The 25,353-nt window shown below is 47.1% G+C and carries 27 protein-coding genes and 1 tRNA gene; 14 read left to right on the forward strand and 14 right to left on the reverse strand.

Annotated features, from left to right (window positions below; translation table 11 throughout):
- Positions 1-57 precede the first annotated feature (57 nt).
- The 6 genes from QUA42_RS22630 to QUA42_RS22655 all read right to left on the reverse strand — a co-directional run bounded on the left by QUA42_RS22630 (position 58) and on the right by QUA42_RS22655 (position 7,930).
- Positions 58-798, reverse strand: coding sequence for a hypothetical protein (locus QUA42_RS22630; RefSeq protein WP_333140258.1), 741 nt, complete (start codon positions 796-798; stop codon positions 58-60).
- A gap of 149 nt (positions 799-947) precedes the next feature.
- Complete coding sequence (locus QUA42_RS22635; protein ID WP_333140260.1) at positions 948-1,676, reverse strand: response regulator transcription factor; 729 nt, start codon at positions 1,674-1,676, stop codon at positions 948-950.
- Between the two features lie 235 nt (positions 1,677-1,911).
- Positions 1,912-2,640, reverse strand: coding sequence for a response regulator transcription factor (locus tag QUA42_RS22640; protein ID WP_333140262.1), 729 nt, complete (start codon positions 2,638-2,640; stop codon positions 1,912-1,914).
- A 277-nt stretch (positions 2,641-2,917) separates the two neighbouring features.
- Positions 2,918-6,103 carry a CHAT domain-containing protein gene (locus tag QUA42_RS22645; RefSeq protein WP_333140264.1) on the reverse strand — a complete coding sequence of 1,062 codons (3,186 nt, stop codon included), beginning with the start codon at positions 6,101-6,103 and terminating at the stop codon, positions 2,918-2,920.
- Positions 6,104-6,214: 111 nt separating this feature from the next.
- Positions 6,215-7,024, reverse strand: a complete 810-nt coding sequence (locus QUA42_RS22650; RefSeq protein ID WP_333140266.1) for a DUF928 domain-containing protein — start codon at positions 7,022-7,024, stop codon at positions 6,215-6,217.
- Positions 7,025-7,201: 177 nt separating this feature from the next.
- The gene (locus tag QUA42_RS22655) at positions 7,202-7,930 is read right to left on the reverse strand and encodes an AIM24 family protein (RefSeq protein ID WP_333140267.1); all 729 of its coding nucleotides are present in this window, start codon (positions 7,928-7,930) and stop codon (positions 7,202-7,204) included.
- A 180-nt stretch (positions 7,931-8,110) separates the two neighbouring features.
- Here QUA42_RS22655 and QUA42_RS22660 point away from each other — a divergent pair, with 180 nt between their 5' ends.
- On the forward strand, positions 8,111-9,607 hold the full coding sequence (locus QUA42_RS22660) for a glycosyl hydrolase family 57 (RefSeq protein WP_333140269.1): 1,497 nt from the start codon (positions 8,111-8,113) through the stop codon (positions 9,605-9,607).
- 143 nt (positions 9,608-9,750) lie between these two features.
- On the opposite strand, the gene QUA42_RS22665 is transcribed toward QUA42_RS22660, so the two are convergent.
- Both QUA42_RS22665 and QUA42_RS22670 read right to left on the reverse strand, forming a co-directional pair.
- A complete protein-coding gene (locus QUA42_RS22665; protein ID WP_333027404.1) occupies positions 9,751-10,050 on the reverse strand; it encodes a hypothetical protein in 300 nt (99 codons plus the stop codon).
- Between the two features lie 49 nt (positions 10,051-10,099).
- Positions 10,100-10,711, reverse strand: coding sequence for a DNA-3-methyladenine glycosylase (locus tag QUA42_RS22670; RefSeq protein ID WP_333140271.1), 612 nt, complete (start codon positions 10,709-10,711; stop codon positions 10,100-10,102).
- A 20-nt stretch (positions 10,712-10,731) separates the two neighbouring features.
- Between QUA42_RS22670 and QUA42_RS22675 the strand changes: the two genes are divergently transcribed.
- A complete protein-coding gene (locus QUA42_RS22675) occupies positions 10,732-10,854 on the forward strand; it encodes a hypothetical protein (RefSeq protein ID WP_006633228.1) in 123 nt (40 codons plus the stop codon).
- 99 nt (positions 10,855-10,953) lie between these two features.
- On the opposite strand, the gene QUA42_RS22680 is transcribed toward QUA42_RS22675, so the two are convergent.
- Both QUA42_RS22680 and QUA42_RS22685 read right to left on the reverse strand, forming a co-directional pair.
- Positions 10,954-11,370 carry a pentapeptide repeat-containing protein gene (locus QUA42_RS22680; protein WP_333140273.1) on the reverse strand — a complete coding sequence of 139 codons (417 nt, stop codon included), beginning with the start codon at positions 11,368-11,370 and terminating at the stop codon, positions 10,954-10,956.
- Positions 11,371-11,458: 88 nt separating this feature from the next.
- Positions 11,459-11,704, reverse strand: coding sequence for a hypothetical protein (locus QUA42_RS22685; protein WP_333140275.1), 246 nt, complete (start codon positions 11,702-11,704; stop codon positions 11,459-11,461).
- Between the two features lie 280 nt (positions 11,705-11,984).
- Here QUA42_RS22685 and QUA42_RS22690 point away from each other — a divergent pair, with 280 nt between their 5' ends.
- Together QUA42_RS22690 and QUA42_RS22695 are read left to right on the forward strand one after the other, a co-directional pair.
- Positions 11,985-12,488 (forward strand): hypothetical protein, encoded by a 504-nt coding sequence (locus tag QUA42_RS22690; protein ID WP_333140277.1) that lies wholly within the window; start codon positions 11,985-11,987, stop codon positions 12,486-12,488.
- 108 nt (positions 12,489-12,596) lie between these two features.
- Positions 12,597-13,037 (forward strand): translation initiation factor, encoded by a 441-nt coding sequence (locus QUA42_RS22695; RefSeq protein ID WP_333140278.1) that lies wholly within the window; start codon positions 12,597-12,599, stop codon positions 13,035-13,037.
- Between the two features lie 156 nt (positions 13,038-13,193).
- Here the strand turns inward: QUA42_RS22695 and QUA42_RS22700 are convergent.
- Both QUA42_RS22700 and QUA42_RS22705 read right to left on the reverse strand, forming a co-directional pair.
- Positions 13,194-13,278, reverse strand: a tRNA-Ser gene (locus tag QUA42_RS22700).
- Between the two features lie 34 nt (positions 13,279-13,312).
- The gene (locus tag QUA42_RS22705; RefSeq protein ID WP_333140280.1) at positions 13,313-14,230 is read right to left on the reverse strand and encodes a TIGR04168 family protein; all 918 of its coding nucleotides are present in this window, start codon (positions 14,228-14,230) and stop codon (positions 13,313-13,315) included.
- A 198-nt stretch (positions 14,231-14,428) separates the two neighbouring features.
- Between QUA42_RS22705 and nadA the strand changes: the two genes are divergently transcribed.
- The 8 genes from nadA (at position 14,429) to QUA42_RS22745 (ending at position 20,945) form a co-directional block, all read left to right on the forward strand.
- On the forward strand, positions 14,429-15,397 hold the full coding sequence (nadA, locus tag QUA42_RS22710; RefSeq protein WP_333140282.1) for a quinolinate synthase NadA: 969 nt from the start codon (positions 14,429-14,431) through the stop codon (positions 15,395-15,397).
- Positions 15,398-15,568: 171 nt separating this feature from the next.
- Positions 15,569-16,186, forward strand: coding sequence for a TIGR04282 family arsenosugar biosynthesis glycosyltransferase (locus tag QUA42_RS22715; protein WP_333140284.1), 618 nt, complete (start codon positions 15,569-15,571; stop codon positions 16,184-16,186).
- Positions 16,187-16,609: 423 nt separating this feature from the next.
- Positions 16,610-17,326, forward strand: a complete 717-nt coding sequence (locus QUA42_RS22720) for a TIGR04283 family arsenosugar biosynthesis glycosyltransferase (protein WP_333140286.1) — start codon at positions 16,610-16,612, stop codon at positions 17,324-17,326.
- A gap of 113 nt (positions 17,327-17,439) precedes the next feature.
- Positions 17,440-17,949: a photosystem I reaction center protein subunit XI gene (locus QUA42_RS22725; RefSeq protein ID WP_333062462.1), complete on the forward strand. Its 510-nt coding sequence runs from the start codon at positions 17,440-17,442 to the stop codon at positions 17,947-17,949.
- A gap of 57 nt (positions 17,950-18,006) precedes the next feature.
- Complete coding sequence (locus tag QUA42_RS22730) at positions 18,007-18,123, forward strand: photosystem I reaction center subunit VIII (RefSeq protein WP_293127047.1); 117 nt, start codon at positions 18,007-18,009, stop codon at positions 18,121-18,123.
- Positions 18,124-18,460: 337 nt separating this feature from the next.
- The gene (locus tag QUA42_RS22735) at positions 18,461-19,015 is read left to right on the forward strand and encodes a hypothetical protein (RefSeq protein WP_333140288.1); all 555 of its coding nucleotides are present in this window, start codon (positions 18,461-18,463) and stop codon (positions 19,013-19,015) included.
- Between the two features lie 138 nt (positions 19,016-19,153).
- On the forward strand, positions 19,154-20,041 hold the full coding sequence (locus tag QUA42_RS22740; RefSeq protein WP_333140290.1) for a hypothetical protein: 888 nt from the start codon (positions 19,154-19,156) through the stop codon (positions 20,039-20,041).
- Between the two features lie 187 nt (positions 20,042-20,228).
- Positions 20,229-20,945 (forward strand): DUF2996 domain-containing protein, encoded by a 717-nt coding sequence (locus QUA42_RS22745; RefSeq protein ID WP_333140292.1) that lies wholly within the window; start codon positions 20,229-20,231, stop codon positions 20,943-20,945.
- A gap of 159 nt (positions 20,946-21,104) precedes the next feature.
- On the opposite strand, the gene QUA42_RS22750 is transcribed toward QUA42_RS22745, so the two are convergent.
- Entirely contained in the window at positions 21,105-21,926 is an 822-nt protein-coding gene (locus QUA42_RS22750) for an alpha/beta fold hydrolase (RefSeq protein WP_006633214.1), read from the reverse strand.
- A gap of 100 nt (positions 21,927-22,026) precedes the next feature.
- Positions 22,027-22,752 carry a lysophospholipid acyltransferase family protein gene (locus QUA42_RS22755; protein ID WP_333140296.1) on the reverse strand — a complete coding sequence of 242 codons (726 nt, stop codon included), beginning with the start codon at positions 22,750-22,752 and terminating at the stop codon, positions 22,027-22,029.
- A 418-nt stretch (positions 22,753-23,170) separates the two neighbouring features.
- Here QUA42_RS22755 and QUA42_RS22760 point away from each other — a divergent pair, with 418 nt between their 5' ends.
- Positions 23,171-23,485 carry a hypothetical protein gene (locus QUA42_RS22760; protein ID WP_190741078.1) on the forward strand — a complete coding sequence of 105 codons (315 nt, stop codon included), beginning with the start codon at positions 23,171-23,173 and terminating at the stop codon, positions 23,483-23,485.
- Between the two features lie 129 nt (positions 23,486-23,614).
- On the forward strand, positions 23,615-25,342 hold the full coding sequence (locus QUA42_RS22765; RefSeq protein ID WP_333140298.1) for a succinate dehydrogenase/fumarate reductase flavoprotein subunit: 1,728 nt from the start codon (positions 23,615-23,617) through the stop codon (positions 25,340-25,342).
- Positions 25,343-25,353 lie beyond the last annotated feature (11 nt).

Here is a 25,353-nt window from a genome sequence, read left to right on the forward strand (position 1 = left end):
TACGTCAATATACTTACACACAGAAAATTATTTAGGATTGTTTATAAATATAGAAAATCATTTAGGATTGCTATAGTTGTTAATCGCTTTAGCGATTTTTGCTTGCTGGTATGGGTTCATCGTGCGGGGTAGGCAGATGCGAGAGCCTCCACAAACTAACAGTCTAACTTCGTACCAAATGTCATGATCCCGATCTTTTGTTCGATCAACTTCCACGCCATAAATATCGCACAGAGAGTATTCCATTACTTTACGTGCCAACAAGCCCCGCTGTTTAACAGTCAAGGTGTTTAAAGTTTCATCGAAGCTGTAAGTTTCATTATTTCTCAAGACGATCGCTGCGATTCCTGCGAGCAAAAATATGCCTCCTGTCCATCCCAACCAGCGATCGTCTTGGCTTAAGCGCAGCAAGCGATCTTTGGCATTTTTAACAAAAAAATTGATGTCAGAAGCCACAGCGTCTTGGGTTCCCCAATTAGTGGAGTTAGCAGTGAAAGGAACATTGCCAACAGAAGTCAAAAGTACAACTCTGGTTTTATAGCCGCATCTTTCAACTTTAGCTCCCCGCAAAGAAGCAAGCTCAATTTCTTTGATGTTCGACCCCAGTAAATTCGATCGCACAATCTGGCAATTTCCTTGTTTTGCCTGCAATCGCTGGCAGCTCAGGGTTGCTGCATGATAGTCAAAAGTCAGCGATATCACTCCAACTGCCATGAATAAACAACTAGGGAGCCAAAAATCAAATATGCTTTGAGTCTGAATTATTAATTCACTTGCTGTTTGCTGGATTATTTTCATTTATCTCATCCTTTTATTCCAAAAATGAGGCTAAGTAGGTAGGCGCTGTAAAACACAATTATGTAAACGATTGTAAAATATCCAAATGGCCTAAGGGTGGCTAAGTTAGCCCTGTTTACATACTCTTACATAGCTGTGTTTAATCCCGCTTACCTACTTACCTTGTTATTGCGATCGATCGGAGCGAAAGTGTAACCGTATCCGTGAGTAGCTTGAATAAAATTCGGAACAGCCGAATCGACTTTAGCCAGTTTCCTGCGAATCAGACGGATATACACGTCCACCACTTGCTCGTCTCGTGCGTCATTGCATTTCCATCCCCAAACTTTTTCGATTAGCTGTTGGCGACTCCAAGCTTTACCTGGATAAGTTGCCAAAAAATACAAGAGTTGAAATTCTAAGACCGTCAAAGCTAAAGTTTTCTCTTTCAATCTCACCTCCCTACTCATTAAATCTATCCCGAGTTCACCAAAGACAAGATTGCGCGGAGTGACTGTTTTCACACCCCTCAACAAGGTTTCTATTCTGACTGCCAAGTCCTCAAGACTGAACGGTTGCCCGATAAAATCATCAACACCTGCTTTGATGATTTTAATTCGATCTTCTTCGCCTGTAACGCTGCTGAAAATCACGAGTAAAAAAACATTCTTCCGTGTCTGCATTTCTTCGCAAATTTTAACGCCGATCTTATCTGGCAAATTCCCATCCAAGATTACGAGGACTGGGTTGAATTCCTCAAAGATTTCTAAAGCTGTTTTTCCGTCTGCTGCAGATTGTACTTGATATGTCTGATTCAGATAGCCGTCGATGAAATTACGGACGGGGGCGTCATTCTCTACAACCAGAATTTGGGAATTTTGCTCAATAGATATCGTCATAAATTTTGACTCTCTTGTTAATGGTTCAAACTTTAGAAAATCGAGTAAGTATGCTGTCTTTTTATTAGCCCCTCGATCTCCTATAAAGCGTGTTTTCTTTCCCCGTAGATGCCCCCTTAGCTTGCCCCCTACTCAACCCCTACTCTCTTTAAAAACGCGAGTAGGGGATGGGACAATAGTAAATTAACTGGTTCGCGCACTCTACCTAGGAACCAGTCATAATTATGATGATTGTTCAATTACCAACTACCCTGTCCCTGCGAGCGATCGGAGCGAAAGTATAACCGTATCCCCGAACAGTTTGAATAAAATTCGGAACAGCGGCATCAACTTTAGCCATTTTCCTGCGAATTTGGCCGATATGCACGTCCACCACTCGCTCTTCTGATCCATAATTGGATTTCCACCCCCAAACTTTTTCGATTAGCTGTTGGCGGCTACAAGCTTTACCTGAATGAGTTGCCAAAAAACACAATATTTCAAATTCTAAGGCTGTCAGCGTTAGAAGTTGCTCCTTCAATCTCACCTCCCTACCCACTACATCGATCGCTAATTGACCGAAGACAAGGTTGGGCGGAGTGACGGATCTCGCCCGCCTCAACAAGACTTCTACTCTAACTGCCAATTCTTCAAGACAGAAGGGTTTGCAGATAAAATCATCTGCCCCTGCCTTCATGATTTTAATTCGATCTTCTTGGGCGGTGCGGCTGCTGAGAATCGCGACTAAAACATTAGTGCGCTTCTGCATTTCTTGACAAAGTTTATAGCCAGTAGTATCGGGCAAATTCCAATCCAAAATGACAAGGAGTGGGTTAAATTCTTCAAAAATTTCGAGAGCCGTTTGGCCGTCGGCGGCAAATTGTACTTGATATGTTTGATTCAGAAAGCGGTAGATGAGAGTGCGGATAGCGTCGTCGTCTTCTACAACCAGAATTTTGGCTTTTCGATCGGCAGATATTGTCATAATTTTTGACTTTATTGTTAAGGGTGCAAAGTTTGGAAAGCGAGCAAGTGTATGAAAACAGTCTTTATTGTTTAGTCCGCTAGGAGTGGACTAAAGTTTGTGCAGTAGGGGCAATCCCTCCGTGGTTGCCCGGATTTCAATCGCAAGCGTGACTTTTTTGAAGAAATTAAATCGACACATGACTTATCGCTCCTGGCGCGATCGAGTTTCTGTGGAGCTTTCAGCGAAAAAACTAATTTTTTCGCAGTTTTGGCAATTTTTTACAAAATTTCATCAATTATGTTTCGCCGATGAGCGTGAAAGCAGCCCAATCTCTGGGATTTGGATGCTGCTGCATTGTCTCCAGCATTGCGTTTCGCAGGGCTTGAGCTTTGTTGCCTGTTCGATCGAGATTTTGATAAAATTTCACCATCAAATCGGCTGTAGGAGCATCCGGCACCGCCCACAAAGACACAATGACACTGGGCGTACCAGCCGAAATTAAAGCGCGAGACAAACCGATAACGCCGTCGCCGGTAATCCGCCCCATGCCGGTATTGCACGCGCTCAAAACTACCAGATCCGCGTTGAGGTGCAGATCCAAAATTTCCTCAGCCGTGAGCAAACCGCTATGGGTGCGATCGGGTGCAAGGGCGATCGCACTGCCGAGGCCGCGAATGTTATCGAGCAATCCGTGGGTGGCAAAATGGACGATGCGGGCGTTTGGCAAGCGCTGAAGTACAGCAGCTTTGGTAGCGGATTTGCCAGTCAGGGCTTGAGTTTGGAACAATTGGGCGATCGCGTTAGCTTCGGTTTCTGAATGCGGCAAAGCAGATAACTGCTGCGGGGGTTTTCCCGCTACAAGAGAAACTTCGGGCATAGTCGGATTTCCTACTATTAGAATGTCCCAAGCTAAATCGGAAATCTCTTGCCGTTTTTGGCGGGTTAATTCCAGAATTTGAATCGAAGGAGCAGTCAGAATAGTATGTTTTTCAATTAAGAATTTTCCAGCAGCATCTTGCAATGCCGGAAAGGGAACGAAAAACAGTTCGCCTTGAGGAATAAAGATAATCCGGGCTTCTGGATCTGTCGGCAACAAATCGGCAATCGGTTCGATTAACAGTTGGTGGAGTTTTTGCAATCGGGGGTAATTTGTGCGACTTGATTGCACTTTTGCTGTTACATCAATTGCAGGTCTGGGAATAGTCAATCCTTCGGGCCAAGAGGATTGCCAGAGCGAGAGAATGCTGTGTGTTTCATCAACAGATATGACTTGCCAAGGTTCCCAATTAGGGGCATCGTCGTGGAGTTTAACTAAATCGCCTGGGTCAATTTTTAGAGTGGGATTGAAGTCGCGATTCCTGATGCCTATCGCCTCGCGAGAGTCGGAAACCAAGTCTTTGAGCGGAGTATGTTGATAGTTGAGGTCAACTTGGCGAAATGCAATTTCGCCCGTCGGCTGAATTACCCAAATAAAAAGTTCTTCTAAAAAAGAAATCGAATATTCGACAAAAGTTGCATTTTGTGGTTTAGCAATTTGTTTAATTTGCTCGATCGTAGGCGGCTTAATATTGGGTATGGTCTCTGAATTAGCAGATAACCGAGCAGTCAGTAACTCCACAAAAGCCCGCGCCCGCCCCCGCTCGGAAATTTCCAGCGCTTGTTCTGTTTTTGACTGGGCGATCAGGGCTTTTTCCAGGTGGCGGTAAGTTGCGGCTTGGGTTTCAAAAATAGATACTTTAAAGTTATCGTTTTTGCCCAATCTTCCTCGAAGCGATTCCCAAATTTGAATCGCATTACGAAGGACAGTTTCAGCTTCTGTAAACTGTCCTGAGTCAAAGAAAGCCAGTCCTAAATTGTTGAGAATTGCCCCTTCTGACGCCCTTTCGCCGATCGATCGCGCGATTTCTAAACTCTGCTGGCTGTATTCTATCGCCCGTTGGCACTGCCCCAAACAGCGGTAAGCATTGCCAAGATTTCGCCAGGAAGTCGCTTGCCCAGAGCGATCGCCGATTTCCTTCTGAATATCTAAAGACTGCTGGTAGTATTCGATCGCCCGCAAGTAATTCCCCAAATTACTGTAAGCATTGCCCAGAGTCACCAAGGAATTCGCTTCCCCATAACGGTTGTTGACTTTCTGTGCAAGAGTCAGGGACTCTTGAGAGTATTCGATCGCCCGTTGATATTGCCCCAGGGAAACGTATGTATTGCCCAAAACGTTCAACGAGTTCGCTTCTCTATTCCAAGAATTGAGTTTTCGCGCCATTTCTAGGGACTGCTGCTGGCACTCGCTCGCCTGCTGGTATTCCCCGATGGCATGATATGCACTCCCCAAATCGCCCCAGGAAGTAGCTTCTCCGTGACGGTTGCCGGTTTCCCGCTGAATCTTTAGGCACTGCTGGTGACACTCAATTGCTTGCAAGTATTCCCCCAGGGCATCGTAAATATTGCCCAAAGCACTTAGAGAAGCAACTTCTCCACCGCGGTTGCCGATGTCTCGCTGAATATGTAGCGACTGCTGGTGATAGTCAATTGCTTGCGAGTAGTCCCCGCGCAACGTGTAAAAATTGCCTAGGTTGTTCAGAGATTTCGCTTCTCCGTAACAGTTGCCAGTGTCTCTATGAATATTTAGCGACTGCTGATAGTATTCGAGCGCCTGCGAGTATCTTTCCAGGGAACTATATAGCACTTGCCGGAAGGAATCTTTCTCGCGGGGCAGTCTTGCTGGTATTTTCCTCATTTTATCTGCAACAACAATTTTATTACTAACAGGAGACTGAATCGATCGGTAAATCAACTGCACATCTCCTGCAGACAGCGCCTGTTTGTAGAGCCGAATATCTCCAATATTGCCCAGAAAAATGCCTCCTAAATCGTCCGATCGCCTGCCAATAGTTAAGGGAATACTATGGCTGAGGGAACCCTCTTGATATGTTGGGTTGAACCGCCAACCGACTTCCTTGCCATCCACATACCAGCGCCCTCCATCCGCTCGATCGCGATCCACAACAACAGCAACGTGATGCCATTCGCTATCGTTGACAACTGGCAAAGACGGAAGATCTTTTTCTCGGCTTTTGTGATAATAGTTTATCCAACTCCTGTCATCCGCTATTTGAAGGTTAATTTTGCTGTTATAAATAAAGAAAGACCAGCCCCGTAAAGGGCCAGAATTTTGAATCCGGTGATCGATAATCTTGGCAATACCGAAATCACCCGTCCGAATCCACGCACAAACAGAAAAGTCTTCTTTGCCTACCTCCAGCAAAGGAGTGAGTGGGAAAGTAACGCAACCTCCAGTCAGCAGCAGGCTTTGCTGTGGCCCATTTTTTAGTGGCTCAACAGCACGGCAAACGCTGTCAATTAGGCGTGCCGGAGGGAGTTCCGGGCGATCGCTCGCTATGTTGCCTGCTTCATCAAATGACCAACGGGCGATCGGCTCTGTATTGAAAGTATTGTAGACGCTTAATATCGGGTATTTCATCGCTTAGTTGACTTCTTTTTTGTGGAACAGGCATCTTGCCTGTTCCTGATGGGCGGGCTAAGAAAAGGCTCACAAAAAAACTTACTCTTTGTGGAACAGGCATCTTGCCTGTTAAAGTGGTGAAACTATCCCGTGCAAGCGGACAAACGGATGCTGCAATAAAGCCTCCCAGTCAGCATCCAAAGTCGCCAGAGAAGATATTTTCTCAAATCCAGATAGCTCTGCTAGCGCTTCATACCGCAAGTCATTTTCAGCATAAATTAGCAGCCTCTCCTCTAAAGAAGTAGCTGCCTGTAATTGGCTCAACAGTTTGCCGCGCAGTGCAACTAATTCTGTGAGAGTTTCGTACCACAAACCGTGTTTAGCAAGCAGAAAAACGCGCTCCCTTAGAGATGCTGTTTCTAGCTGAGCCAAAATTTCTGGTTTCATTGCCACCCGCTCAACCCACCCGTGGCGGGAGATATTCCCGCACAAAAGGCACCATTGATACTTCTTGCCAATTTCCAGAGGAGGTGAATTTTCCGGCAAGGAAAAACTCGCAATTCCCGCTGCTTTTTCTAGCTCAAAAACTGTTCGTAAAACTACCTCTTCCTGTTCGTCCCGCAGCACAAACTCAAAGGGAATGTTATCGGGCAATGAAGCCGGCAAGTATAGCCAAAAAGTCGGATGTGCGATCGCTGTCAACCCTATATTTGTAGCGGGAATCAAAGCTAAAAAGTTGTGAGGATCGCGGCTGCCTGCGTCTTTGCGATCGCCCGGTGCGCCGCGCGCGGGCGGATCGTAGGCGAGTACCTGTGGCAGCAAATTCGGTTCCCCCGATGATGAATCAGCGAGCATCGCTGCCAATCCAGGTTGAACCATTGTTAAAGCAACAAGCACATTAAGCGTTGCCTGCTGTAGGAGCAGTTTTGTTACATTCATAAAATATCCGCCAAGTAGAGGTGTAAAATCTCAGTTCGATCCAACTGCACCCTGAAAATAATCTTGCCAGATTTTTTATGCTAGCGTCTATAGTTTCGCGGAATTTTTTTAGTATATTTGCCCAATAAAATTCCGCGCTCCCTGCTCCAGCAACCTCTACTTTAAAAATGAAACAACTCAACCCAAACCCATAGCATCATTTTCACATACTAATAATTTACCTTTCCCCTGATAATACCAAACATAACCCTCTCCACCCCCTTTCCCAAAATGACCTAATTTTCGATAATCTTCTTCAATCCCCTTGGTATATCCTTTAACCAAATCGCAATCAGCTATCAAAGTTTCACCTTGTTTGAGTTCGACAATCTTACCCGGTGAATTTGTAGCTGCTAAAACAGTAGCTTTTTGCTCGCGCAAAGCTGTAACAGCAATTCTCCACCTACCGTCATTAGAAGCAGCCACTTGTCGGAATTTCAGTTTTTTAGCACCGATAACTACATTGTCCGAACAAAACTGAAATATACCGTCATCAAACTCCCACTGCTCCGCATCCGAAAGCTCGATCTGCGTATAATGCAGAAAATGCCCTTTTTGTCTCGGTTCCAATTTCACCGTACCAGTCCCTTGATATACGGGAGCGTTGTAGTCCATTTCCGTTGTCAAAGATACCCACATATCTTTTAAACGGTTATCCGTTTTATAAACACCGGAAGTCAATTTCCCCATACACCAATGCAGCGCACCTTTTTGAATTATCACTCCCGAATTGTTCAAGTTAATTTCCGCTTGCTGAACGAGGGGAATATTCTTAGTGGGATGATAAAACTTGTTGGTTTCTGGATTGATATTATTTTGGATGTACCACAAATCCGTCGGTTCCAAAACCTTGATTTCGTATTTCATAATTTACCTCGCCTATTTACTTGAAATGTGTTAAACATTTGACCCGTGATTTGGGGCTGTCGCGATCCCGGACTTATCCGGTGAAATTTCTCTCTTGCAGACATCCTCTGCTACTGTTAAATTATCTAGCTATATTAGCAATAGCAGACAGCGCCCCTCCACAATTGTTGAGAAAAATTTATGCCTGCGATCGCACAATCTCCCAATTTACCGATTTTACAAGAAATCAACTCAGGATTACCCAATATTTGTGGCTCCGAAGCAGAAATTAAGGCCGCCGCCAATAGCAACGAACCAATCTTTCTATCTACCACAAATCTGCGCCTGGAAAACATTCAAGCCGGATTCGCCTGCGCCCTCCATATGCACCAACCGACAATTCCTGCAGGTGCAAACGGCGAACTGATCTGCAATCTCCAGCATATGTTTGAACATCCCAACCAAGGAGACAACCACAACGCCGGAGTCTTTGCTTGGTGCTATTCCCGCATGGGAGAATTTATTCCCCAACTGATTGCTGAAGGTTGCAACCCGCGAATTATGCTCGACTATTCGGGCAACTTATTGTGGGGATTGCGCCAAATGGGACGCGACGATATCTTTGATAATCTCAAGCGGATTACCTGCGATCCTCAATATCAACCTCACGTAGAATGGCTGGGGACAATGTGGAGTCACGCCGTCATCCCCTCAACTCCCATTCCCGACATCAAACTCCAAATTCAAGCATGGCAACATCATTTTGCGGCCATTTTTGGCTTGGATGCCCTGAAGCGCGTTAAAGGTTTTTCGCCCCCGGAAATGCACTTTCCCAATCACCCTGATACACTTTACGAATACATCAAAGCTTTGAAAGAATGCGGCTACCGCTGGCTGATGGTGCAAGAACATTCTGTAGAAAATCTAGACGGTTCGGGATTGTCGCAAGACCAAAAATATATTCCAAACCGTTTAGTTGCTCGCAATTCTCGCGGGGAAAAAATCAGCATCACTGCTTTGATTAAAACCCAAGGTTCGGATACGAAATTGGTAGGTCAAATGCAGCCGTATTACGAAGCGAAAGGACGCAATAAACAGCAAATTGGCAGTGTCACAGTTCCTTCTTTAGTTACTCAGATTGCCGATGGCGAAAATGGCGGCGTCATGATGAATGAATTTCCCAGCGCTTTTGTCAAAGCTTGGCACGAAAACCGCGAACAAGGCGGGGGGAAATCCGGCGTTGTTGGTTTAAACGGCACTGAATATTTGGAGATAATTGAAGCGGCGGGGGTTAATCCTGAAGATTATCCTGTTTGTCAGGGGATTAACCAGCACAAAATCTGGCACCTAGTAGATCCTGATAGTGCAACACCGGAAAAAGTGGAAAGTGCGATCGCCCAACTCAAGCAAACCGACCATAATTTTCACATGGATGGTGCTTCTTGGACTAACGATTTGAGTTGGGTGAAAGGTTACGAAAATGTCTTGGAACCGATGAATCTACTCAGCGCTGCATTTCACAAAAAATACGACCCGCTGTTGGAGCAAGATGCTTCAGTTACCAAGCAGTTTGAATACCAGCAAGCTTTGCTTTACAATTTGTTGGTGCAAACAAGCTGTTTCCGCTATTGGGGACAGGGAACTTGGACTGATTACGCGCGCGAACTTTACAACCGCGGCGCTGCTTTAATGAAGTAGCAGAATTTATCGTAGGGTGCCTCGGAAACAAGCTGTTTGAGCCTCCTCAAATATCAGCCCTGATGCACCCTACATCTAGAGAACTTTATTGATAAAGAGAGGAATAAAGTCCTCCCTACAAACACGGACTTACCAATTACTGTCTACATTTCCTGCATCAGCCGCAAATAATTCTGCCGCATCTGCGTCATATTTTCCATCATTCTATTAGCCATATCTTTCTCAACATCGCTCATTTGTTGCCAAAATAAAGCCGATCGCCTTGCCATAATTGCTTCTTCCCATAGCATCTCCAAAAGTTGCGCCGCCATTGGGTTTTCAGCATCGATAATCCCACACAATTGCTCGAAGGCCCGGTTAGCTTCGGTGTGAGTGCTAACATCCTGAACCAGGGTTAGGCATTTCTTGAGTTGGACGATCGGATTTTCAGAAGAGTAAGCCATAATTTCACTAAGATAAGCGACAAAATTTACACTGATACCTTTGACATTACTAGAGTTGTGACACAGCCGTAGAGTTCCCTACATACCACCGCCAGGGCAAATCAATGCCTTGAGAAATCCCGATACGCGTAGTTTGCACAAAATTTATTGTACCCTCCTGCACAGCTTGCTGAAAGTGATCGCTCCGGTGTTCCAACCGCAGCGCTTGGTCTGCACCCAAGGGAAAACCGCTTAAAGTTCGATCGATCTGCAGTACCTTACACAGTTTCCCAGGCCCGGCGGCGAGGCGCGATCGCTTCTTCTCAGGAATTGCAGCGAATTCTTTGGGAACCACATCTACCTGCAAAGCTCGAATCAGCACAGCACTAGCAACTCCCTCTGCATCCGTCACCACGTTAAAACAGTGATACATCCCGTAGATTAAGTAAACGTAGCTCATACCCGGAGGCCCGAACATCACCTCATTGCGAGAAGTGCGCTTTCGGTAAGCGTGACAAGCGGGGTCTCCCGGGCCGTAAGCTTCGGTTTCGACAATAATTCCCCGAATCGTCTCGCCGTCAGGAAACTGCCGCACCAGAGTACAGCCCAGCAAATCTGGCGCTACGCTGGTAGATGGCCGCGCCAGCCAAAAAGATTCTACAATCTGAGTATTTGCACTCACTCAACAACCGCAGGTAAATTATGGACGTTAAGTTAGTTTTAGCAGTCTTGACAGCAGTTTTCACCGTTTGCTGTCTGTTCTTCGGCACAAAAAACGGATTCTACGATACTGACAAGTATCACGGCAACGGTTCTGCTCACTAATTTTAGGCGTGCAGTTAGTTGCTTAAAAAACCGCTGCCTGTTTGTCAGGTGGCGGTTTTCTTTCGATTTAATAGATATAAACAGTATTTGCTAGTCTTACTAAGGATGAATTGTGCCATCTGGCATTTGAGCTTCTTGCAAGCTAGCATTTGAGAAATCCGCGCATCCCATCAGGTTGAAACGCATTGTCGCTTCTCGATCCGTTGCTTTCATATTGAAACCTACTACTGCATTTTCTGGGTTATTCTGTTGTGGAACAGCGGTGACATTAAAATCCATATTTGCTTCTTTTTCATTAGCCTCAATGTTGAAAGCGATGCCGGCACAGCCCAAATCAGCTCCCGTGAGGTTGGCTCTATTTAAGTTGGCATTTTTGAGGTTGGCATTAGTCAACTTGGCTGCGGATAAGTTAGCACCTTCTAGATTAGCTCCCTGCAAGTTGACTCCTTGCAAGTCTAATCTTTTTAGGTTGGCCTTGCTGAAATTGCATTCGGGACAATGTTTTGTTTGCAGCAATTCCTTGACTTGGTTTTGTTAATTTAAAAAAGTTAGATATTTTACCGCAGTAAATACAACTGCGATGGACAATCCAGCAGTCAATAAACTATTTAATTTCATAAATATCCGAAAAGCTTCGGGGGCTTTCTCTGGCTGTTAATAGATTTCTACAAGAGTGCGATCGACCTCTCCAGAATTCCCACACTAAAATTGCAGGCATCTCCCACAAGCAGTCTGGCGCAATTAAACACCGCCGGACTTCTACATCCCGCCTCCTTTCCCCCGCCAGTGCTGCTTTGAGCTTGGCACTCGCCCCCTCCGTCGGCTTCACTTTGCTTTGAGCAGTCCACAAACGGAATTTATCGTTATCCGGAGCCGCGCATTTGCATATACCTGCGGACTGAAATCAAAGAAACTTTATTTATATCCCTGGAATGAGTAAATCTTCGAGAGATTACAGCATGATTAAATAGAAACGCAATACCGTACCTGCGCTGTTAAGTTCTCAGCAACTACTTGTGTCAAAATTGCTTTGAGAAATTAATTTACTCTAAAAACTGTTAGCAGCAGCTCAGGTTCCTAAACCTCGCCAAAATACACCCTACCTATAATCCCGACAATTCGGAGCGGTAATGAACACAATCAAACCCGAACCCCAAAGATCGCGCTTCATGGCTCTGCTGCTGACAACGCTGTTGACCTTTCCCTTTGTGAGTGCTTGCGGTTCTGACGAGCGAACTTACGCTCCCCCGCCTCCTGTTGACAACACTCGCGCTGGAGGAGTGCAAACTAATCGCGCCCCCACTCCAGCGCCCCAAGCGAAAAAAGGACTGAGCAATGCTCAAAAAGTAGGGATTACTTTAGCAGGAGCCGCCGCCCTTTACTACATCTACAATCAGCACAAAAATAAACAAGAAAAGGGGCCGCAGGGAAAACATTACCTTTCCAAAAACGGTCGCGTTTACTACCGCGATGCCCAGAATCGGGCGGTCTGGGTAACCCCCCCGCCTGAAGGAATTAAAGTTCCGGAGTCCGAGGCAGCGCGTTACCGCGAATTCCAGGGGTACAACAACCAAAATACCGGTCGAGACCTTACTACCTTGCCAGAAGCTACAAGTCCTGTTCCGGCACAGTAGTCTAAGCATTTGACATTTTAGATTGCAGGTTCCCTGAGTTTCACTTAAATCTGGGATTCCCAATCTAAAACAGTTGTTTTTCAACACATAAAAAAGAGGAACTTTATCATGGTAGACGGATTTTTGCGGAAGTTAAAAGATGCGATCGTCGGGCCAGACGGCGAGCAAGTCGATCCTGACGGTTATTACGAAGATCCATCCAATCCCGGACAGTACGGCAACGTGACTCCAGCCAGCCAAGACCCCTACGGCGACCCCGCAGACTACGGAGAGTACGGCAACGTGACTCCAGCCAGCCAAGACCCCTACGGCGACCCCGCAGACTACGGAGAGTACGGCAACCTGACCCCGGCTAGCCAAGACCCCTACGGCGACCCTGCAGACTACGCCGGTACCGACTACGGACAGTTCGGCAACGTGACTCCGGCCAGCGAAGACCCCTACGGCGACCCGGCTGACTACGTAGCGGATGCTGGAATGTTCGGCAATGTTAGCCCCGCGAGTGAAGACCCCTACGGCGACCCGGCGGATGAGGAAGGGTTTAGTTAAGTCAGTTGGCTAGAAAATTTACCTGGTAAGCAATAGCACCCCTACGGGGGTGTTTTTTTTGGGGAAATACCAAGAGCGAGCCAAAGATGAGCGTAAAAGGGAACTCTTGAGGGGATAGAGAATCTGAAACCCTTAACGGACAAGAGAATTGTTAAACGGAGAGGGTGGGATTTGAACCCACGGAACCTTGCGGTTCACCTGATTTCAAGTCAGGCGCATTCGACCACTCTGCCACCTCTCCTGGCGCATAAATTTTATCATACCAGCAAATGTCTCTAACTACAAATAGCCGCCGATTCAGTGCGCCGATAAAGAATTTGTTCTCTTTCTACCGCGCAATCTTCGCCTACCCATACCAGAGACACTTCCGACACTGCTCCATTTTCCAGCAGGACGATCGAGAAATTCCGCAATTTCGAGCACTCTCTCTCCACAATGCGCGGTACGCTGGCTGCATTCAAATAAACTGTACCCTCCGCACTCACCTCCAGCGACTTCCGCAACTCGTGCTTCGTGTGCCGCAGTTTGTGGTGCATATGACCAAAAGTTACCAGCGGTATGTGCTTTCCTGTGGTACGAGTTCGATCGATCGCCTCGGCAAAATCCGGGTCGCCCCAATCCCCTCCCAGCGGCTTCCAATCTCGCCCGCAGGGGTCTTCAGGAGCCTCTCCCAGCCCCGTCGGGCCCGTGTGACCCAAAAAAATCACATTTTCGCAGTCCGCCTCCGCCGCAGCTTCTGCAATGCGTCGGGCTGACTCTTCAAAACTCTCTACGCCAAACCATTCCGAGTAAAAATCCCCGTACTTCCACTCCGAGCCCCCCCAAGTAAACGGGCGGCTTCCCACCACAGTTACGCCCAACTCTGGAAAATCACGCTTCCCGTAACCGACGTGAGCTTCTCCCATTAAATCTAACTGCTGTTTTACCCAATTTTCTTGAGTGCGATCGTAAGGGCACTGACTGCGGCCCCACTCTGTCGCCGTGTACCAAGCGTCGTGATTCCCAAACACCGCTGCTTTCGGAAGGTCTAATTGGGCGATCGCCCGCACCACCTCCACCGACTCATTACCAAAATCCCCCACAAACAGCACCAAATCAACGCCCAGATGCTTCAGGGCCTCGCCGTCTTCAGGTTCCCAGTGATCGTGAACGTCCCCCACCACCGCAATTTTGATAGATTTAGCTTTATTCATGTGATTTGTCATGTGCGATCGATCCCTAGCCCCTTACTTACTCAGCATAAGAAACAGCGACCCATTTTTGCACTCTCCCCCAGGCTATTTTAGATTTTAGATGAACTCCACTGAACAGCCAGCACTTTTTGGTGAATTCAACTATAATTCAAAATACACTTTAGCTGTCTTCGCCACCTTCCCCGGAATATTCTAACTGTGTTTACCACCGCACCTGCTCCGAACTTTACTCAAACCCGACTGCCCAACGACTTGTTTGCAGCTATTAACGCCCTCAAACAAGAGTTAAATGCCGTCATTCTCGCCCACTATTACCAAGACTCCGAGATTCAAGACATCGCCGACTTCATTGGCGACTCCCTAGAACTTGCCCGCAAAGCCGCCAACACCAGGGCCGATGTCATAGTTTTTGCCGGAGTTCATTTCATGGCCGAAACCGCAAAAATTCTCAATCCCGACAAATTAGTATTGTTGCCAGACTTAAATGCTGGGTGTTCCCTCGCCGACAGTTGCCCTCCCGAAGCCTTTGCAGCTTTCAAAGCCGCTCGACCAGGACATTTAGTAATTTCCTACATTAATTGTACCGCCGCAATTAAGGCAATGAGCGATATAATTTGCACCAGTTCTAACGCTGTTAAAATTGTCAACCAAATTCCGGAAGATCAGCCGATAATTTTTGGGCCCGATCGCAATCTCGGCCGCTACGTCATGGAACAAACCGGTAGAAACATGGCAATCTGGCAAGGAGCCTGCATCGTCCACGAAAACTTCTCAGAAAAAAAGATAGTTCAACTCAAAATCGAAAATCCCGAAGCCGAAATAATTGCCCACCCAGAATGCGAACCTCCCGTGCTGCGCCACGCCAATTACATCGGCTCTACCACCGCTTTGCTCAAATATTCTCAAGCTAGTTCCAGCCAAGCTTTTATTGTCGCGACTGAACCGGGAATCATTCACCAAATGCAAAAGCAAGCTCCGCACAAACGCTTCATTCCAGCTCCTTCAACTAATAATAACTGCGCTTGCAACGAATGCCCGCACATGAGATTAAATACCTTGGAAAAATTGTATCTCTCCCTAAAAAATCAAACCCCCGAAATTACCATGCCCCTAGATATTCAACTAGCAGCTTTGCAGCCGATCCAGCGAATGCTAGAAATGAGCTAACCGCTGGCTATTTTTAAGTAAATCTATTGTATGCTGGGTTGGGCGCGACGATTAAATTAAGCCATCGCCTAACCCACCAACATCGATCGGCCATCCGTGGGTCAGTTGTCAACTCTTTCTCTGCGCCTATGCGCCTATGCGGTTGCTGCCTTTAAAACTCATGAACGATAAATGATGCCCGAAAAACTCATTGTTTTCACCCGCTATCCCGAACCGGGGACAACCAAAACTCGACTAATTCCGGTGCTGGGGAAAACAGGCGCTGCCAACCTTCACCGCTTGATGGCCCAACGAACGATCGCCTGTGCTTTCTCTCTCGAAAAATCCCGCCGATTATCAGTAGAAATTCACCGAACCGGCGGCAGCCAACAACTGATGCAAGAGTGGTTGGGAACTGATATTATTTGTGAAAATCAAATAGACGGCGATTTGGGCGCCAAAATGACCGCAGCGTTTCAAAACTCTTTTAATTCAGGGGTTGAGAAAACTGCAATTATCGGCACTGATTGTCCTGATTTAAAAGCAGAAATTATGGCACAAGCTTTTGATGAACTGAGCCAGCACGATTTAGTTTTGGGCCCGGCAAAAGACGGAGGTTATTATCTGATTGGGCTGCGGCGATCGATACCGGAATTGTTCAGTGGCATTCACTGGGGCACCAGTAAAGTATTGGCTTGTACGAGGGCGATCGCCCAAAAGCTCGATCTCAATATTGCTTATCTTCCCACTCTTACAGATATTGATCGACCAGAAGACCTCCTCGGTTTAGATATTAATATGTTGAAATAACTAAAGTCGATTTAAGCTTATTAAATTATTAGAAAGTGTCATATGTTTTTTGATAAAAATGCTTGATTGTAAAACCACAACGTCATAATATAGTAATTGTATTTGTCTAACCAAAGGCTGAATATCAGTAGTGGTTAGACAGCGCTTGGGACAATAGTCCCAGGCGCGAGAAAAAGTCAAAAATTAGCAAATAAATTAGCAACTAACAGCTCTGCTTTGTACGAAACCCGCCCTGGCAGATAAAAGCCCAATATAGGCGCGGGCCCGGCGTAAAAAATTAGCAACTAACAGATTGGGTCTGTACAAAACTCGCCCTTCCATCTTAATGCTCCATGTAGGGGCGATCCTGGCGTAAAAAATGGGCTAAATAACGGATAAGCTTGGTACAAAACCCGCCCTCTCTCACGGGCTGCTTAATTCTGTATGTCGCCAGAAAATCCCAATCTCAAAATTTCCATTATCATTCCAGTCTTAAACGAAGCACCTACAATTGCCCGAGTCATCTCCACCGCCCTTGAGGCAAAAAATGTCGAAATAATTGTCGCCGACGGCGGCAGCAGCGACGGTACAGCAGATATAGCAAAATCTTTGGGCGTGCGATTTATCTCCACCGCCCCAGGCCGCGCCACCCAAATGAATGCAGGTGCTGCTGCTGCTACTGGAGATATCCTGCTGTTTCTCCACGGAGACACTCTTTTGCCTGGCGGGTACGACGATAGCGCGCGTCGGGCACTAGCTAACCCGTCTGCTGTAGCAGGCGCCTTTGAACTCAAGATTGACGCCTGCAGGCTCAGCCTCCGGCTGGTAGAAAAGGGGGTAAACTGCCGATCGAACTTTTTGCAAATGCCCTACGGCGACCAAGCTATTTTCCTCAACGCAGCTACCTTTGACAAAATCGGCGGTTTTCCCGACTTGCCCCTCATGGAAGACTTTGAATTCGTGCGCCAATTGAAAAAACAAGGCCGCATTGAAATAGTACCCCAGCCAGTGCTGACCTCCGCCCGTCGCTGGCAGCAGCTTGGGATCATCAAAACCACCGCTATTAATCAAATAGTAATCATCGCTTATTTCTTGGGAGTGTCGCCCGATCGACTCGCTTTCTGGTATAAGAGCCAAAAGAAAAATTCTTCCAAAAACTAAAGAATAGTGAACTTTTCTAAAGCTCGCCGTTAATTATGTAAATAGGAAACACGTCCCTGCGTAAAATATGACTTGAACGCCTCAACTTTTTAAACTGCGAGGACAAACAGAATATGGCCGATCCCAGAGATGCAGAGCTTATTAAACCCTTTAACGGCGACCCCTTCACGGGTCATCTAGCCACCCCCATCAGTGCTTCTGATTTCACAAAAGCATTCATCGGCAACCTGCCTGCCTACCGCAAAGGACTCTCGCCCCTAATTCGAGGTCTGGAAGTTGGTTTGGCACACGGTTATTTCCTCGTCGGCCCCCAAATCGTCTTCGGGCCCCTGCGGGATTATCCAGAAGCAGCTAATCTCGGCGGATTATATACAGCCCTCGTCTTAGTTCTGCTTGGCACACTAGGTATGTCTGCTTACGGTTTAGTCTCTTTCAAACAAGACAACACCAGCTACCCTAGCGCTAATCCCATGACCCCCGATGCCCTCAGAAATGCTGAGGGGTGGAGCCAGTTTACCGGTGGTTTCTTCATTGGCGGGATGGGCGGCGTCTTTGTTGCCTACTTCTTACTCGAAAACTTTAACGGCATCGATGCCATTTTCCGGGGTTTAGTCAACAATTAGGCTTCACTCCCAAATATCCCTGTTGGAACACACTAACTTTAGTTTGGAGAATTTGATATGACAGGTTCCTACGCTGCTTCTTTCTTGCCTTGGATTTTGATTCCGCTAATTACCTGGCTGATGCCAGTTGTGGTAATGGGTTTGTTGTTTATCTATATTGAAAGCGACGCCTGATCCTTACCCCTAAAGTAAGACCTAAGTTGGAAAGCCGAAGTAAGAGGATTGAGGAACAATTGCTGTGAAATTTCTAGATAAATCTAGGGAAAATTAGCAAAAATTGTTTTGAGATTGCTGGCTATTAGAAAACTTAGTTTCTTTACCCCCATCCCCAGAATTTATCTGTGGAGCAATCTTTCAGTTTTCTGCCTTCAAAACTCGTAAGTGCAAAAAAATCCTCTGCCTGCAGGCAGAGGATTTTTTTGCCAAGAAGACAAATCATCCGCTCAGAGCACACAAATTGCCAAATTCTAAGCCACAATTGTTATGGAAACCTACTAATGAGGAGACAGCGATGCAATTTTTCCCCGCACGCCGCATCTTAGCTCCATTCCTGATCTCGGTACTGCTGTTAGTGACCGCCTGCGGTCAAACCCAAGCCCCATCACGCTGGGACAAAGCTCAGCAGGAAAGCACCCAAAAATCTGGTAAAGCACAGCAGACAACTGCTGATAAATCAAGTGCTAGTAATCAAAACCTGCCCAAGAAGGCAGTTGCAGGCGGTAAGTTAAATAAATACTTCCCGTCTTCTGGCGGCGGATTCGATCGCGTTTTTGCTCAAGAAAAATCTGGTTTTGCTGAAGCTAAGTTGAACAAAGACGGTAAAAATGTCGCGGTGCTCTCGATTAACGACATCGCCGGCAACCCCAGCGCAGGTGCAAAATTTAAGCAAAGTACCAAGCAAATCAGCGGCTATCCCGCTGTTAATCAGGGTGCTAATATCACTGCTGTTTTAGTGGCAAATCGCTATCAGGTGAAAGTTCAATCCCGCAATCCCTCTTTTACTGCGAGCGATCGCGAAGCTTGGCTGTCAAAATTTAACCTGGGCGGGCTCGCCCGCCTCAAGTAGCAATCTCTTTTGTCACACTCCGCGCCCGACTCCAGTCTGGCGCTATCAAAACTAAGTTGGTCACAAAGAGAGTGTGAAGTTTTTGCCATCTGCCAAAAGTAATATCTTTGATTTTCGTTCCAGCAAAAGGAGTTTTTTGTGAGCAAAACAGTCTTTGAATTAGTCGATCAACTGCCTCAAGACAACATGACTGTCAAAGCCCTCCGAGCGCTTGACTTTGTGGTTCCCGGTGAGTGGAACAATTTAGTTGGCTTTGAAAATACCATTCGCACCGTTACTGGCGAAACTGACGAAGAACTGATCCAGCAAATCGGCGAGCGCGCCATCTACCTCTACAACGATAAATCTGAGGGCTACCAGCGCGCTCTCTGGCTCTACCAAACTATTGACAACGCCGACAAGGCTTTGGGCAGTGCCGCCCTCGCTAATAAGGTTGCGGAAAATGTCTCGTTTTTATCGTTCCTCGGCAATATCACTCCCAAGGCTGAAAAAGCTCAAACGATCGACCTTTCTTTGAAGTTAGTTACTGAGTTGCTGGCTTTTTGCCAAATCAACGGTATTCCTGGCGACAGCATTGGCGATTTTGCCGCATCCTTGGGTGACTACGGCGGCGAATCCCTGATGCGGATGGCTGCTTTGGTTTGTTTTGACGGTTTGATTCCCCTGGGTCCAGACTTTATCATGGCCACTCAGTCTTGGATTCAGAGACTCTCCCCCAGCGATTTGCAAGATAATTCGGCCTTTAAGTCGATCGGCGGCATGATTCCTGGGGGTTCTCCCGCAGGCCAACTAGGCTTTATCGGCGAAAGCTTTAACTCAGTTTCTGGCTGGATGAGCTCTTTTGTGAGCGATCGAGGTTTGACTCCTCAAAACGTACTCGGCCACTTGCAGACTTTTGTAGACATTTCTGCAGACAAGGTGGACTACGTGGGCGCATTCCTCGACATGACTACCAACTACTACGAACACACTGGTGTTCAAACTCTCGCCCGCCGTTTGATTGAACGAGCTGTCGCTGAGATTTAGAATAACCAAAGGAGTTGTGATATTGGCAAGCGATCGCCCTCTGAGAGTGTTTTGAGTTCAAATTTTTTGGAAGAAGCAATTCTCTCTCGGTGGGTTTTCGATAAAAAGTGTGTGCGAGCGCAAAAGTCGATCGCCCCCACCTCCACTCACAACTCCTTTTACCGATCACTTTTAAAAGGAAGCGTTAATGCCAGAAGAACCGCAAAACCCTACCGCTGGAGAATCGGAAACTCCCAGTGCTTCGATCGAGAACGCCCCGAGTTCCGACGAACCCGAGACAAGCGACTTTCCCAGCACTGACAAGCCTCAGCCGACTGCTAAAAAGCCCGCAGCCAAGAAAGAACCGAAAAATCCTACCGCTGGCGAATCGGAAACTCCCAGTGCTTCGATCGAGAACGCCCCGAGTTCCGACGAACCCGAGACAAGCGACTTACCCAGCACTGACAAGCCCCAGGCGGCCGCTAAAAAGCCCGCAGCCAAGGCCGACGGCGACAAGCCCCCAGCTAAAGCTAAAAAGGAAAAAGCACCTGCTGTTGAAGACAAGCCCTTTGCGGAATTTATTCAACAAGATTATTTGCCCGCTTTGCAAACTGCTTTGACTAAGCAGGGCGTTAAGGATTTAGAAGTGAGTTTGGCAAAGCAAAAACTCCCAGTTGCGGGTATGAGTTCCGCCGGGGATTGCTGGCAGGTAATTGGGAAATTCCAAGAAGGTCAGCGCCAATTTAACCTATATTTTCCTCAAGAAAATATTCAAAGTCAAAGGGCGTTTTCCTGCGCTGAAAATAATACCAAAACTAGCACTTTAGAGCCTTTTTTGATAGATGAGCGCAAGGTAACACTAGACCTCATGGTGTTTGGCGTCGTCCAGCGGCTTAACGCTCAAAAATGGCTAAATCTTAATTAGTCAGTAGTCATTAGTTATTAGTCTTTAGTGGCTGGTCTTCGGACACTTACTAATAAGTGTCAGGGCGGGTTAATTGTAATATAAACTTTACCCCTCGCCCAATTTCTAATTTTGCCCTGACTGACTCAGAAGTGAAAAGTCATAGCTAATGACTAATGACTAATGACTATTGACTAAGGACAGATTTTCTTCGGATTTTGTCAAAAAATTGCGAGCTTGCATGATCCCGTAAAGATTAACATCTGTTTCTAACAAACAAGCATGACCGCTGTTAGCCAGCAGCACCATTTCAGCATTGGGAATTACCTTTACTAAAAGCTTCGCTTCTACTAGGGAAGGCAGCAGCCGATCGGCACCGCTAGCAATTACTAGCGTCGGCTGTTTGATGCCACGCAACTGATTTTCGTCAACATTAAACGATCGCACTAACGCCAATCTCCACACAGACGTGTTTTGCGGTACTGCTTGCATCGCTTCTAGCAAAGCGCGGCGATCGTCGCGCCCAATCTTTCCTAATGATGCTAATATCGGCAATAAACCGATTACCGAGAGTGGATAAAGGTTGGCCGGCAGCCACTGAGTCAGGTACGAGCCCCACTGCACCCAAGGCTGCTGTCGAAACGAAGAAGCTGGATTGACTAAGATTAATCGATCGCACAATTGGGGAGCTTCTAACATCACTTTCATCGCTAAACACCCCCCAAATGACTCGCCGCACAGATAAACCGGCCGCTTCGGCTTTCCGGCTTGCTTTTCGGCTTCAATTAAGGCAATTGTTTCCCCAACCAGTACATCCCAACTAGGCGTATCGTCCGCAGGTAAAGTTAAGCAACGAATGTCGAAATGATTGGCTAATTTAGGAATTTGGGAGCGCAGCAGCAAACCGCCCCCGTCCATACCGGGCAAAAATACAAATAAAGGGCGATCGGGTTTCGGGGGTTTGGGGGTTAGGAAACGAACCTTGTTGTTAGCATTTGCCATGATTCAAGTCAATCGATTTTAGATTTTAGATTTTAGATTGGAAATCTGACACCAGCCAATAGTCAACAGTCAACAGCCAACAGTCAACAAACTTACAAACTTACAAACAACCTCGTTGGAGTAATTCTGCAATTTCGCCCTGACAGTGGTCTGTGAGTTCAGCCACAACTGCTTTGGCTTTTTTGCCTTGATATTGCTGCTGTCTCTCGGCAGTAATCCAGTAAGGCTGGCCGATTAAAACATTAACTCGCTGATAAATTATCACAGGATGCCACCCTGAGCGATCGAACAGCGGTTCCGAAGGATCAAACAAACTCAACAACTTGAGGGGTACACCCGATCGTACCGAGTGTTCCTCAAAAGAACTAATCGCCACCGGCAAAACCGCCAAATCCCGCACCGGCGCCCGCAAAGCCAAATGAGCAAATCCCCGCTGAAACTTCCCCACAGTATTGGGCCCAGTCACCTTCACCATCGGTTCTGCACCCTCTGGAAACACCCCCACCATCTCCCCGCCTTGCAGCAGCGCTGTCGCTTGAGAGAAAAAATGCTGCTGTCGGTGCTCCGGTGCTTCCAAGGGGAAAGCGCCGAAAGTCGTGACAACTTCCCTCATTAGCGGAACTTGACCCATGTAATGATGACAAGCAAAGCGGATCGATCGACCCAAAGCCGCTGTCAGCAGCACAGGGTCTAAGAAACTGCGGTGATTGCTCACCACCAGCACCGGACTCTCTTGGGGAATCCGGTCTTCGCGGTACACAAACGTCTGCGTTCCCAAACCAGCCAGGAAACAGCGCGAAATCAGCAATTTGGTCTCTGAAGACATGGGCGAAAAGACAGGTGCGACGCTATAAAGGTTGATTCCATTCCCACGCAGCTTAACATTACTTTACCAAGGCAGGGCTCCCTCAAAAAGTAGACTTTCCCCTGATGCGTTGGTTTGGTAATCCAGGACGCACCGCTGGTAATCACGTTGGTTTTTTCGGCCCGTTTACTTCTAGTCAGCCCGCCAAAACCCTAAAAAACCCGGTTTCTAGGCTTCGGAATGCGATCGCCAACTGTTTCGGAAGAATTGCCCAGTCTGAAGCAAAGATATAGAAAGTGTTGTCGCAACTTATTAAAGAATGTTTACAACAACCCCAAAACCAAGTTGCGGCAGCTAAACTTAGAAATTTACAGTGGGCATTGACGCACTGTCAAAGTATTTTTGGACAAGTCGTAATAGCAATCTCGCGAGGCATCAAATGAATAACATCCAAAACTATCGCCTTAGATGTACGCTCACCTTTGGCGACATTTACGGTCAAATCATTGTTTGGCTGATAGTCATCTTCCTAAGTCTAGCGTCGGCACTCGCCTTGTGGAGTAGCGCCCGCCAAATCTTCGCCTTGGCTACCGTCGGCTTGATTTTAGTGCTGTCTCTGCCCTTCTTGCTGTTTGCTTTCGTTACAACTCTGTTAAATAACATTGAAGTGCTTGCTGTAGAACCCGGTACGGAACCTCAACCTTCTGCAACGGGAAATCAGTCGCTTCAGAATCCTGCCGAAAGCGCCGGCTAGTCCAATTTGAAATTTTAACTTTTGATTTTCCATTTAAATCAAAAGTTAAAAAACTTCCTGCTCTTTTGGTAGGAAGTTTTTTTTTGCGTCACGATAAGTTGAGCAGAACACTCAAAATAATTAAAAAAAATGCTAGAACACGACGTAATCATTGTAGGCGGCGGTTTAGCAGGTTGCCGCGCCGCAGTAGAAATTGCTCGGACTGACCCCAGTTTAAAGGTAGCTGTCGTCGCCAAAACTCACCCGATTCGATCGCACTCCGTCGCAGCCCAAGGTGGGATGGCCTCCAGCCTCCAAAATGTCGATCCCGAAGACAGTTGGAAAGCCCACGCCTTCGACACAGTAAAAGGTTCAGACTATTTAGCCGACCAAGACGCGGTAGAAATCCTCACCCGCGAAGCCCCCGGTGTAGTCATAGATTTAGAACACATGGGAGTCCTCTTTTCCCGCCTCCCAGACGGCAGAATTGCCCAGCGCGCTTTCGGCGGACATTCCCACCGCCGCACCTGCTACGCCGCGGACAAAACCGGTCACGCCATCCTCCACGAATTAGTCAACAATCTGCGCCGTTACGGAGTTCACATCTATCAGGAGTGGTATGTCACCCGCCTGATTTTGGAAGAAGGCCAAGCCAAGGGGGTAGTTATGTACCGCCTTTTAGACGGTCAAATTGAGGTTGTCCGTGCTAAGGCGGTGATGTTTGCTACGGGGGGTTACGGCCGAGTTTACAATACCACGTCGAACGATTACGCCTCGACGGGAGACGGTTTGGCGATGACGGCTTTAGCTGGATTGCCGCTGGAAGATATGGAATTCGTGCAGTTTCACCCGACTGGTTTGTATCCCGTGGGAGTGTTGATTTCCGAGGCGGTGCGGGGCGAAGGCGCTTATTTGATTAATTCAGAGGGCGATCGATTTATGGCCAATTATGCCCCGTCGCGGATGGAATTAGCACCCAGAGATATCACCTCGCGGTCAATTTCCATAGAAATTCGCGCCGGCCGAGGAATTAATGTTGATGGTAGTGCCGGCGGCCCCTTTATCTACCTCGATTTGCGGCACATGGGACGCGAAAAAATTATGAGCAAAATTCCTTTTGCTTGGGAAGAAGCCCACCGTTTGTTAGGAATTGATGCCGTAAATCAGCCGATGCCCGTGCGCCCTACCGTTCACTATTCAATGGGGGGAATTCCTACTAATGTTAGCGGGCAAGTTCGCAGCAGTCCTGACAGTTTGGTAGACGGTTTCTTTGCAGCCGGCGAAGCAGCTTGCGTGTCCGTTCACGGCGCGAACCGTTTGGGCAGTAATTCGCTGTTGGAATGCGTAGTTTACGGCAAAGTTACGGGCGCAACTATAGCACAATTTGTACAAAATCGCAAGTTACCTGCCGTAGACGAACAGCGTTATATTACGGAAGCACAAGAGCAAATTCAGGCACTTTTAGAACGTCCCGGAAAATACCGAATCAATCAAGTGCGGCAGCAGTATCAAGATACTATGACTGAGTATTGTGGCGTATTTCGTAGCGCCGAATTGATGCAGGAAGGTTTAAAGAAATTGGAGGATTTAGAGCGACAATATGAGGAGGTTTACTTAGACGATAAAGGCAAGTTGTGGAATACGGAAATTGTGGAAGCTTTGGAGTTGCGGAGTTTGATAATTGTCGGGAAAATGATTTTAACTTCGGCTTTGAACCGGCAGGAAAGTCGGGGAGCTCATTCGCGGGAAGATTTTACTGAGCGCGATGACAGCAATTTCTTGAAGCATACAATGGCGTATTATTCGCCTGCGGGGATTGATTTGGCTTATATGCCGGTGGCGATTACGATGTTTGAGCCGCAGGAGCGGAAGTATTAAGTTAGTGTGCT

Origin of the sequence: Microcoleus sp. Pol11C2, from assembly GCF_036701505.1 — a bacterium.
Taxonomy (GTDB): domain Bacteria; phylum Cyanobacteriota; class Cyanobacteriia; order Cyanobacteriales; family Microcoleaceae; genus Microcoleus.